The sequence below is a fragment of the Marinobacter sp. MBR-99 genome (assembly GCF_040547575.1).
Lineage (GTDB): Bacteria > Pseudomonadota > Gammaproteobacteria > Pseudomonadales > Oleiphilaceae > Marinobacter.
The window spans coordinates 53,913-65,252 of sequence record NZ_JBEPPY010000017.1 but is presented as its reverse complement, the minus strand read 5'-3'; the positions used below and the strand labels follow the sequence as shown (position 1 = coordinate 65,252).

Here is an 11,340-nt window from a genome sequence, read left to right as displayed (position 1 = left end):
CTGACGCACAAAGTGTCGTTCCGGACGGTAACAAACCTGTGCACAGAGTAACTTGGATTTGATTATAAATTGTGCAATATATTAGTAAGTTAGTCCTGAAACATGAGAAATTGCATCGAAAGTGAACAGTTTCTTAGATAGATTTATCATAATCAGGCGTTTGTTATTACGTGACTCTTTTTAGCCGGCACACCCAAGCTGTTGTTCCGACCAGGCGTCTGCCTGCTACGGAGACGTCCGGCCGGCGGCATACCAGCCCTCCGGCTGCGGTCGCCGCCCTCCTGATGCTGTTGGCGGCGGTTGGTCTTTCCGGTTGCAATACCAACGCCATCTACGGCGATGATCTATACAACCCGCCAGTATACTGGGGCAGCCATGTTGTCAAACCCGGGGAAACACTCTACGGCATTGCCTGGCGTTATGGCCGGGACTATCGGGAACTCGGTGATGCCAACGGCCTCGCACCACCCTGGAACATCAAAGCCGGGCAGGTGTTGCGGCTAGACAGGAAGGGCACCATTCGCCAGACCGCCCAGGCATCCTCTCCACCCAGACAATCAGCCCCCGCTCCCCGGCCCACTGCCAGCACCAGGGCTACAGCCCCCCCAGCATCGAGAACTGCTCCCAAAGCATCGGCTCCGGCGTCTCAGACTCGTTCGGTTAGCCAGGTGGCTTCAGACATTCGCTGGAACTGGCCGCACTCTGGCACCGTTATTGCAAACTTTTCAGAGTCGGGAAAAGTCAATAAAGGTATTGATATTGCCGGGAATCCCGGTGATGCTGTGAAGGCGGCGGCTAATGGAAGTGTGGTGTATGCCGGTAACGGGTTGCTGGGTTACGGAAACCTGATTATCGTAAATCACAACGAGCATTACCTTAGCGCATACGCCCACAACCGGAAGATTTTGGTGCAGGAAGGGGAGGAGGTAAAAGCCGGACAGGTAATCGCGGAACTGGGTAGTTCTGGTACCGACAAACCGATGTTGCATTTCGAGATTCGCAGAAACGGCAACCCGGTTGACCCGGCCAGATATCTGCCAAGACGTTGATCGATCAGAAAGCTGGACGTTTCTGAGGTGATTGCCAGTAAGGCCTGACAGAAAACCGCAAAGTAAAATAAAAAACGGCAACTGTGATTGCCAGCCAACAAGCTAATGTCCTGAAGAAAACCACAACCGGAACTAGCCCGCAATAACAAGAAGTATTGGGCGAAACAGGATTATTGAGAGGCGGGGTAAACCATGTCAGCAGAGCAAGAAGACATCATTATCGATCGTGTTGCAGATCTGGAAGAAGCAGACGATCATTTGTTAGCGGAAGAAAAGCCCGAAAAGTCATCGGCAGAAGACGCGATGGCAGAATCGGAAGACGACTTTCCCGCGCAGGGGAAGTATTTTACCAGCCAGAAGCAGCTCGATGCCACGCAGCTGTACCTTAATGAAATTGGTTTCTCGCCACTGCTTACGCCCGAGGAAGAAGTCTACTTCGCGCGGCTTGCCCGCAATGGCGAGGAGTCAGGCCGCAAGCGTATGATTGAAAGCAACCTGAGACTGGTTGTAAAAATCGCCCGGCGCTATGTGAACCGTGGGCTCACCCTGTTGGATCTGATTGAAGAGGGCAACCTCGGACTGATTCGCGCCGTCGAGAAATTCGACCCGGAACGTGGCTTCCGGTTCTCAACCTACGCCACCTGGTGGATTCGCCAGACCATTGAGCGGGCGATCATGAACCAGACTCGCACCATCCGTCTGCCCATCCACGTGGTCAAGGAGCTGAACCTTTATCTGCGGGCAGCCCGGGAGTTGACCCAGAAGCTGGATCACGAGCCTACCGCCGAGGAAATCGCACGGATGGTGGACAAGCCTGTGGCCGATGTAAAGCGCATGCTCGGCCTGAATGAGCGCGTGGCCTCGATGGATACGCCGATTGGTGCGGGTAGCGACAAATCCCTGTTAGACACGGTCGCCGACGAAGGCGCTCTGGACCCGGCGGATCTGCTGCAGGACAACAACATGTGTTCCTGCCTGGAAAAATGGATTGACCAGTTGAGCGACAAGCAGCAGGAGGTGCTCTCCCGCCGCTTCGGTTTGCGTGGTTACCCCATCAGTACCCTCGAAGAGGTGGGCCAGGAAATCGGGTTGACCCGTGAGCGGGTTCGCCAGATCCAGGTAGAGGCGTTACGGCGTCTCAGGGAAATTCTGGAAAAAGAAGGTTTATCCGGAAGCTTGCTGTTCAAATAGCCCCGGAGCCGGTCAAAATGAAAAAGCCAGCCATGGCAACATGGCTGGCTTTTTTGTCAGATGTGGCAGCAATTGAGAACCAGGTGGCGATAGGCCTCTGATCTTCATTGTTAGAATGTTGTCTCCCGGCGGGAATAGGGTGTCGAACCCGGGGACGAATGAAACATTCAATAATAATGATCGAAAGGAAAGGACTATGAATAAGACGCTTATCACGGGTTGCGCATCCTTGCTGCTGACGGGCGTTCTGGCCACGCCGGTTTACGCCCTGAACGTTGGCGGTGTCGATGTGCCGGACACATACTCCGCGATGGGGCAGGAATTACAGCTCAATGGCGCTGGAACGCGCTCCAAGTGGTTTATGAATCTGTATGTTGGTGGACTCTATGTGCCCGAGAAAGTGGCGGATGCCGAAGCGGTTATTGCCGCCGATGAGCCGCAGGCCATTACCTTGCATATTACGTCCGGTATGATCACCAGCGAGCGGATGACAGAAGCCACCATGGAGGGATTCCAGGCGTCCACCGGTGGTGACCTGTCTGGCATTCAGGCTGAGGTGGACCAGTTTATGGCGGTATTCCAGGAAGAGATCAAAGAAGGTGATGTCTTTGATCTGGTCTATGTGCCGGAACAAGGCGTTCAGGTGCTTAAAAACGGTGAGCAGCGCGACACCGTAGGCGACCTGGCGTTCAAGAAGGCTTTGTTCGGTATCTGGTTGTCTGACAAGCCGGCCCAGAAAGATCTGAAAGAAAAGATGCTGGGCAAGCGCTGAGCAACTCGTTCTGGCCACAAAAAAGCCGGCGATTGCCGGCTTTTTTGTGGGCGGGTTACTGGTAGTCCCTTTTCTGTTTGAATTCGCACAGATCTTCAATCAAACAGGCGCCACACTTGGGCTTGCGTGCGGTGCAGGTGTAACGGCCGTGCAGGATCAGCCAGTGGTGGGCATCCATCAGAAATTCTTTTGGCACCAGCCGCATCAGTCGTTTCTCAACCTCGACCACATTTTTGCCGGGCGCGATACCGGTGCGGTTGGAAACCCGAAAAATATGGGTGTCGACCGCCATGGCAGGCTGGCGGAACGCGGTATTGAGCACGACGTTGGCGGTTTTACGGCCAACGCCAGGCAAGGCTTCAAGGGCTTCACGATTGTCGGGTACCTGGCTGCCATGTTGCTCAATCAGAATCTTGCAGGTTTTGATGACATTCTCGGCCTTGCTGTTAAACAGACCGATGGTTTTGATGTATTCCTTGAGGCCGTCCACGCCCAGAGCGTAGATGGCTTCTGGTGTATTGGCGACAGGGTATAGCTTATCCGTAGCCTTGTTGACCCCCACGTCGGTTGCCTGCGCAGACAGAATCACGGCGATCAGCAGCTCAAACGGCGTGCTGTAGTTCAGCTCGGTGGTGGGATTGGGGTCCTCGTCCCGTAGCCGGGTGAAAATCTCAATACGCTTCTGTTTGTTCATCGCAGGTCAAAATTCACTGTTCAGGAAATGGTGCCGGTTACCCGTACCCGCTTACTGCCTGTGCTAGTGCTTGCGGGCTCTGCCGCCTTCCGGCGCTCTTTGAGCTGGTGATCAATGCCGTTCTTGAGTGCAATCAGCAGACCGAGACCGACGAATGCCCCAGGCGGCAGCACCATAAACAGCATATCCGGGTAGTGTTCAAACGGGCGGACCACCCAATCACTCGCCATCGGGCCTAGCAGCAAATGCATATCTGCGAACAGGGTGCCCTGGCCTAAGAGCTCCCGCATTCCACCCAGTACCACCAGCACCGCGAGAAACCCAAGGCCCATCATGGCGCCATCGAGCAGGGCAGGTAGTGGCGGGTTCTTGGATGCAAAGGCATCGGCACGGCCGAGAATGGCGCAGTTGGTCACGATCAGCGGAATGAAAATGCCAAGAATCTGGTACAACTCGTAAGTGAAGGCCTGCATCAGCAATTCGGCACAGGTCACAAACGAAGCGATGATCATCACGAACGCCGGCAGGCGAACGGATTCGTTGACGAAGTTGCGGATGATGGAGACCGACAGGTTGGAGCCAATCAATACCATCAGCGTGGCGATACCGAGGCCAATGGCGTTCACCACGGTGCTGGTCACGGCCAGCAGCGGGCACAAGCCAAGAACCTGAACCAGGGCAGGGTTATTGGTCCACAAGCCTTCTTTGATGATTTCAGCGGATGATTTTGTGGCCATGATCAGGAATGCTCCGCAGGAGTGGATTCACCGGCAATGGCTTCCGGAGTCAGGATTCTGTTTCTGGGCGCTGGTGGCTCGTTTAGCCGCTCCCGGATAATATCCCGGTTCTGGCGGAAATAGGCCAATGAATGCTGCACAGCCTTGACCACCGCCCGGGGCGTGATGGTGGCACCGGTAAACTGGTCAAACACACCACCGTTCTTTTTTACGTTCCACTGCTCGGCGGGCGGATTGCCCAGTGAGCGACCGTCAAAACTGTGTACCCAGTCGGATTTCCGGGTTTCAATGCGATCTCCCAGCCCCGGTGTCTCCCGATGGTTAGTGACCCGCACACCCAGTATGCGACCGTCCAGATCAATGCCCACCAGCAGGCGGATTTCACCAGAATAACCATCCGGAGCAACGGCTGGCAGAATCATGCCAATTGGCTGGCCATTGCGCCGGGCCACCCAGGCCTTGACCGGTTCGCTGCCCGGTTGGCGTGCGTCGGCGGGCAAGGTGATGACATCACGCAGCATATCGTTATCGTGCTGGTGCTCCGGGATAATCTCAAACAGTGCTCGTGCTTCGGCCCGCTCGGCCTGCTCCTTGATGCGATCTTTGGTGATGCCCTGGGTCAGCGCAATGGTGCCACCCGTAATCACGGCAAACAGTCCAAGACCGATGGCGCTGCGACGGATAGAGGTTGTAATGGCGTTCATTGCTTAACCTCCACTCTTGCTGGGCACGCCACGCCTGGCTTTGTGATGACCATAGGTTCTGGGCGGTGTGTAGTGATCGATAAACGGTACCGCGAAATTCATCAGCAACACACTGAAGGCGATCGCGTCAGGATAATTACCCCAGGTTCGAATCAGATAAACCAGCACGCCAATGCCTGCGCCGTAGATCAGCTTGCCCTGATGGCTGGTGGCGGCAGAGACCGGGTCGGTGGCGATAAAAAAAGCGCCCAACATGGTGCCACCGGCCAGCAGGTGAAGCTGCAACGGTGCATAGAGATCAGCGTTGCTGCCAAAGGCAAGACTCATTACGACGATGGCGGCCAGAAAGGCGACGGGTATATGCCAGGTGATGATTCGAAGCCAGATCAGCAACAGGCCGCCGGCCAGAAAGGCCAGGTTGACCCATTCCCAGCCACGGGCAACCAGATCGCCAAAGGTGGGATGCTGAAGCACTTCGGCTGCGGTGTGGGTGGCAATCTTGTGTTTGTATTCGTCCAGTGGCGTCGCCATGGTCCACGCATCTATGGTGGTCTGGCTGCCGGAAAAAATGGTGGTCAGGGTTTCAACCAAACCTGGCGCGCCGCCCCACAGGGTTGCCGCCCCGGCCCAGTTGGTGGTCATCGCCACCGGGAAGGAAATGAGCGCCAGGGCATAGCCCACCATGGCCGGATTGAATGGGTTGGAACCTAGCCCGCCGTATAGCTGTTTGGCCACGACAATGGCGGAAATCACGGCGATGGCCGATACCCACCAGGGCGCAAACTGAGGCAGTGACAAGCCGAGTAGCAGGCCCGTTACCGCTGCGGTGTTGTCTTTCAGGAAGAACGAAATGGGCTTGCCGCGCAGCTTCAGTATCGCCGCTTCCGAAGCCAGGGCCAGAGCGATACACCAGACTACATTGATCAGGTTACCCCAGCCAAAAAACAGGGTCTGGGCGATCAGGCCGGGTATGGCCGCCAGAATAACCCAGAGCATAACCCGGGAGGTGGGCCGGGCATTTCGGGCATGGGGTGATGACTGTTGAACTAATGCCATAAACGATAAGCCTGCAGTGGGTTACTCGGAGGACGCATCCGAGGTGTTGTTGGCCATCTGGCCCCGGGCCTCGGCCAGGGCTTCGCGGGCCCGTTCCACCCGGTCGTGATTCTTGGCCACAGCCCGCTCCAGTTTCTCCACGTTGTCGGCCTGCTGGGCACGGGCTTCATCCAGCATCCCTTGCATGGTGCTGAGTTTGGTTTCGGCCTGCATCAGCTGCTTTTCCAGCGTTTCGATGTCCGGCTGCTCAACAGCAGCGGGCGCCGGTTCTGCTGCCTGGGCAGCCTTGGCTTTCTTGCGTTCCAGGGCCTGTTGCACCAGCGCCGCCTTTGCCGCCCGCTCATCGGTGGCTTCACCTTCGGCAACCGATTGTTCCGCTTCGGCCTGTTTCTGGGCCTGTGCTTCGGCGGCCGCCTTTGCCCGTTCCTTGCGCCGCAGTTCTTTCTCCTGCTGTTCCCGCTCCAACCGGGCCTGGCGGGCCTCGAATCGCTCGCGGGCGTGGTCCGATTTCAATTGCTCCGCACGCTGTTTGCGGATTTCATCCTTGGCGTAGCGATAATACTGGACCAGTGGAATAGAGCTGGGACAAACGTAGGAGCAGGCGCCACACTCAATGCAATCAAACAGGTTCAGGTGTTCCGCTTTCTCGAATTCGGAGGCCTTCGAGTACCAGAACAACTGCTGGGGCAGCAGTTCCATCGGGCAGGCTTCGGCACACTGGCTGCAGCGGATACACGGCTGTTCCGGTGGTGGTGCGGGTAACTCGTCTGCGGTGGCGGCAATGATGCAGTTGGATGTTTTAACCAACGGAATGGCATCGGTGGTGAGGGTGTACCCCATCATGGGCCCGCCAAGCACAAGCCGGTTCAGCTGGTCCTCCTGCAGGCCGCCACTTTCCAGCAGGTAACTGACCGGTGTACCCACCAGTATTTCGAAATTGCCCGGCTCCCGAACAGCTTTGCCGGTGACAGTGACAATACGGGAAATCAGTGGCTTACCTTCGAAAATGGCCCGGGATACCGCCATTGCGGTACCGACGTTCTGGCACATCACCCCGATATCAGCGGGAATGCCGCCGCTGGGCACTTCCAGGCCAGTCAGGATCTGGACCAGCTGTTTTTCCCCGCCAGACGGATATTTGGTGGGAATCACCGCAATTTCAATCTGAGTGCCCTGAACCGCTTCCCGCATGGCGGCGATGGCTTCGGGTTTGTTGTCTTCAATACCGACCACACAGCGGGACGGTCGAAGAATCCAGGCCATCACTTTCAAGCCATTGACGACTTCTGTGGCGTGCTTCCGCATGGTCATGTCGTCGGCGGTGATGTAGGGCTCGCACTCAGCGCCATTGAGAATCAGGGTTTCGACTTTGCGATCCCTGGGCGGGCGCAGTTTGATGTCGGTAGGGAAGCCGGCGCCACCCATACCGGCGATACCCGCTTCCCGGATCAAAGTGAGCACCGTTTCCCGGTCCAGCTTGTGATAATCGCTGATGGGCTCAAGGTGACACCACTGGTCTTCACCGTCCGGTTTCAGGACCACACACCAGTCAGACATGCCGGAGGGGTGTGGCACCGGTCGCAGTTCAATGGCTTCGATAACGCCGGATGTAGACGCATGCACTGGCACGCCCATGCCGGTGGTGACATCGGCGATCTTCTGGCCCTTGAGTACACGCTCGCCGACCTGAACCATCACTTCCGCAGGTTCGCCAATGTGCTGTTGCAGTGGCAGTACCAAATGCTCCGGCATGCCTGCCTGACGAATGGGGCGGCTGGTGGATTGCTGCTTGTTTTCAGACGGATGAACGCCGCCGGAGAAATCCCAGAGTTGAGTCATCAGGCACGGGCCCCCTGGCGATCGGTGACAATAATCTCGGGTTCAGGTGGAGACCAGGTCCAGCTGCGGATATCCGGTTCAATGGTGACCATGTCAATGCAGTCCACGGGGCAGGGCTCCACGCACAGATCACAGCCGGTACATTCGCTTTCGATCACCGTATGCATGTGCTTTGCCGACCCGAGTATGGCGTCCACAGGGCAAGCCTGTATGCATTTGGTGCAGCCGATACATTCATCTTCACGAATAACGGCGACCCGCTTGGCCTGAGCCACACCGTGTTCGGCATCCAGGGGCTGTGGCTCCACATCCAGCAGATCGGCCAGGGCCTTAATGGTGGTTTCACCGCCAGGTGGGCATTTGTTGATGGCTTCGCCGTTGGCAATGGCTTCCGCGTAGGGACGGCAGCCGGGGAAGCCGCATTGGCCGCATTGGGTTTGTGGCAGCAGGGCATCGATCTGTTCGACCAGTGGGTTACCCTCGACCTTGAAGCGCTCAGAAGCAAATCCCAGCAACCCACCAAACACCAGAGCCAGGGCGAGCAACACCACAACGGCAATCAGGAAACTTGTCCACATAAATAAACCGCTCCGTCAGACCGCAACCAGGCCAGTGAAACCCAGGAATGCCAGCGCCATCAAGCCTGCGGTGATCAAGCCAATGGATGCCCCCCGGAAAGCCACCGGTACGTCCGATACGGCGATGCGTTCGCGCATGGCAGCAAACAGAACCAGCACCATGGAAAAACCGGCGGCAGCACCGAAGCCATAAAGCACGGATTCCACGAAGTTGTTGTTCTTGTTGATGTTAAGCAGGGCCACGCCCAGTACCGCACAGTTGGTAGTAATCAGCGGCAGGAAAATGCCCAGTACGCGGTAGAGCAGGGGGCTGGTCTTGCGGACTACCATTTCGGTGAACTGAACCACCACGGCAATCACCAGGATAAAGGTGATGGTTCTCAGGAACGCGAGGTCAAGGGGTTCCAGCAAATAGGTGTAAGCCAGGTAACTGCACACCGATGCCAGGGTCAGCACAAACGTGGTGGCCAGGGACATGCCCATGGCGGTTTCCAGCTTGCCGGAAACCCCCATGAACGGGCACAGCCCGAGGAACTGCACCAGCACGAAGTTGTTTACCAGAATGGTACTGACCAGTATCAGCAAATACTCTGTCATCGGAGCGTCTCTGCCTGTTGCTGCTTACATGACCCGCATGCCGGGTGTTGCACCGGAATCGGGCGACAGAATGAAAATCTCTTTACCGCCGGGGCCTGCGGCCAGAACCATGCCTTCGGACATGCCGAACTTCATCTTCCGGGGTTTCAGGTTGGCCACCATGACGGTCATACGGCCTTCCAGGTCTTCCGGTTTGTAGGCTGACTTGATACCAGCAAACACATTACGCTCGCCATGCCCCACATCAAGAGTCAGGCGAAGAAGCTTGTCGGCGCCCTCAACATGTTCGGCTTTGACAATCTTTGCCACACGAAGATCCACTTTGGCGAAATCCGGGAACTCAATTTCGTCTGCAACGGGCTCCAGATCCTGCGCAGGCTGTTTATTGGTGTCGCCCAGTGCCGCTGGCAACTCTTCTTTTGAGGCATCCAGCATTTTTTCGATCTGCGCCATATCGACCCGGTTCATCAACGGCTTGAACTTGTCGATGCCGTGATCTTCCAGAAGTTCATGGCGGCGATTCCAGTTCAGCCGGTCATTCAGGAAAGACTCGGAGGCCTGGGCCATCTTGGGCAGTACCGGTGCCAGATACGTGATCAGCAGGCGGAACATGTTGATGGCGTTGGTGCAGATGGCCTGCAGCTTGTCATCCTGGCCTTCCTGCTTGGCGATCACCCAGGGCTGCTCGTCGTTCACGTACTGGTTGGCAATGTCGGCCAACTCCATGATCCGGCGCATGGCCCGGCCGAACTCGCGGGTTTCGTAGAACTCGGCGATCTGTTCGCCAGCATCAATGAACTCTTTCAGCTTGTCCTGTTCGGTAACCTTGCCCAGCTTGCCGTCAAAGCGCTTGGTGATGAACCCGGCGCTGCGGCTGGCGATGTTCACCACCTTGCCCACCAGATCCGAGTTCACCCGGGCGGCGAAGTCTTCCAGGTTCAGGTCCATGTCATCCACGCCACCGGTCAGCTTGGCGGCGAAGTAGTAGCGCAGGTATTCCGGGTCCAGATGGTCCAGATAGGTGCGGGCCATGATGAAGGTGCCGCGGGATTTGGACATCTTCTTGCCGTTGACCGTGACAAAACCATGGGCCCAGACCGCCGTTGGCGTGCGGAAGCCGGCATCGTGCAACATGGATGGCCAGAACAGCGCGTGGAAATTAATGATGTCCTTGCCAATGAAGTGGTACACCTCGGCGGTGGAATCCTTCTTCCAGAAGTGTTCGAAATCGATGCCTTCGCGGTTACACAGGTTCTTGAAGCTCGCCAGGTAACCGATTGGTGCATCCAGCCACACATAGAAGTACTTACCGGGCGCATCCGGAATCTCGAACCCGAAATAGGGCGCGTCCCGGCTGATGTCCCACTCTTGCAGGCCCGCATCCAGCCACTCGGCCAGCTTGTTGGCCACCTGCGGCTGAAGGGCACCACTGCGGGTCCACTTGCTCAGGAAATCGTGGAACTCCGGCAGCTTGAAGAAATAGTGCTCGGACTCCTTCTCAACCGGCGTAGCGCCGGAGACCGCAGAGCGCGGATTGATCAGCTCGGCAGGGGTGTAGGTGGCGCCACAGGCTTCGCAGTTATCGCCGTACTGATCTTCCGCCTTACACTTGGGGCAAGTGCCCTTGATGAAACGATCCGCCAGGAACATCTGCTTTTCAGGATCATAGAACTGGGTGATGTTGCGGGTGGCAATATGACCATTCTGCTGAATCTGGCGGTAAATGTACTCGGAGAAAAACTGGTTCTCTTCCGAATGGGTGGAGTAGTAATTATTGAAACGGATATGGAAGCCGGCAAAGTCTTCCTGATGCTCCTGCCGAATCCGGTCAATCAGTTGCTCCGGGGTAATCCCCTCACGCTCGGCCCGCAACATGATGGCGGTGCCATGGGCATCGTCGGCGCAAACGTAGTAGCAGTTGTGGCCACGCATATTCTGATAGCGCACCCAGATATCGGTCTGAATGTATTCCAGCAGGTGCCCCAGATGAATGGGCCCGTTGGCGTAGGGCAGGGCGCTGGTAACCAGGATATCGCGCTGTTGCTTGCTCGCTTGCGTCATGGTGATGTCCGAACCTTATGTTGAGTCGGGTTGGAAAGACAAAAACGGGGTTCCTGCGACAA

The 11,340-nt window shown here is 56.8% G+C and carries 11 protein-coding genes; 3 read left to right on the top strand and 8 right to left on the bottom strand.

Going from position 1 to position 11,340, the window contains the following annotated elements:
- The first annotated feature begins 284 nt into the window (after positions 1-284).
- From ABIE59_RS14730 to ABIE59_RS14720, 3 genes are all read left to right on the top strand, one after another.
- Entirely contained in the window at positions 285-1,049 is a 765-nt protein-coding gene (locus tag ABIE59_RS14730) for a peptidoglycan DD-metalloendopeptidase family protein (protein ID WP_354448123.1), read from the top strand.
- Between the two features lie 192 nt (positions 1,050-1,241).
- Positions 1,242-2,240, top strand: a complete 999-nt coding sequence (gene rpoS, locus ABIE59_RS14725; RefSeq protein WP_354448066.1) for an RNA polymerase sigma factor RpoS — start codon at positions 1,242-1,244, stop codon at positions 2,238-2,240.
- A gap of 196 nt (positions 2,241-2,436) precedes the next feature.
- On the top strand, positions 2,437-3,012 hold the full coding sequence (locus tag ABIE59_RS14720; protein WP_354448064.1) for a chalcone isomerase family protein: 576 nt from the start codon (positions 2,437-2,439) through the stop codon (positions 3,010-3,012).
- 55 nt (positions 3,013-3,067) lie between these two features.
- Here ABIE59_RS14720 and nth read toward each other — a convergent pair whose 3' ends face one another.
- The 8 genes from nth to metG are packed head-to-tail and all read right to left on the bottom strand — an operon-like array spanning position 3,068 to position 11,278.
- Positions 3,068-3,706, bottom strand: coding sequence for an endonuclease III (gene nth, locus ABIE59_RS14715; RefSeq protein WP_354448062.1), 639 nt, complete (start codon positions 3,704-3,706; stop codon positions 3,068-3,070).
- A 20-nt stretch (positions 3,707-3,726) separates the two neighbouring features.
- Positions 3,727-4,443 (bottom strand): electron transport complex subunit E, encoded by a 717-nt coding sequence (locus tag ABIE59_RS14710; RefSeq protein WP_354448060.1) that lies wholly within the window; start codon positions 4,441-4,443, stop codon positions 3,727-3,729.
- A 2-nt stretch (positions 4,444-4,445) separates the two neighbouring features.
- Complete coding sequence (rsxG, locus tag ABIE59_RS14705; RefSeq protein ID WP_354448058.1) at positions 4,446-5,147, bottom strand: electron transport complex subunit RsxG; 702 nt, start codon at positions 5,145-5,147, stop codon at positions 4,446-4,448.
- A 3-nt stretch (positions 5,148-5,150) separates the two neighbouring features.
- Positions 5,151-6,203 (bottom strand): electron transport complex subunit RsxD, encoded by a 1,053-nt coding sequence (rsxD, locus tag ABIE59_RS14700; protein WP_354448056.1) that lies wholly within the window; start codon positions 6,201-6,203, stop codon positions 5,151-5,153.
- Positions 6,204-6,224: 21 nt separating this feature from the next.
- Positions 6,225-8,042: an electron transport complex subunit RsxC gene (gene rsxC / locus ABIE59_RS14695; protein ID WP_354448054.1), complete on the bottom strand. Its 1,818-nt coding sequence runs from the start codon at positions 8,040-8,042 to the stop codon at positions 6,225-6,227.
- The gene (gene rsxB / locus ABIE59_RS14690) at positions 8,042-8,620 is read right to left on the bottom strand and encodes an electron transport complex subunit RsxB (protein ID WP_354448052.1); all 579 of its coding nucleotides are present in this window, start codon (positions 8,618-8,620) and stop codon (positions 8,042-8,044) included. Before rsxB ends, rsxC begins: the two co-directional genes overlap by 1 nt.
- 15 nt (positions 8,621-8,635) lie before the next feature.
- Positions 8,636-9,217 (bottom strand): electron transport complex subunit RsxA, encoded by a 582-nt coding sequence (gene rsxA / locus ABIE59_RS14685; protein ID WP_354448050.1) that lies wholly within the window; start codon positions 9,215-9,217, stop codon positions 8,636-8,638.
- 24 nt (positions 9,218-9,241) lie between these two features.
- Entirely contained in the window at positions 9,242-11,278 is a 2,037-nt protein-coding gene (gene metG, locus ABIE59_RS14680; protein WP_354448048.1) for a methionine--tRNA ligase, read from the bottom strand.
- Positions 11,279-11,340 lie beyond the last annotated feature (62 nt).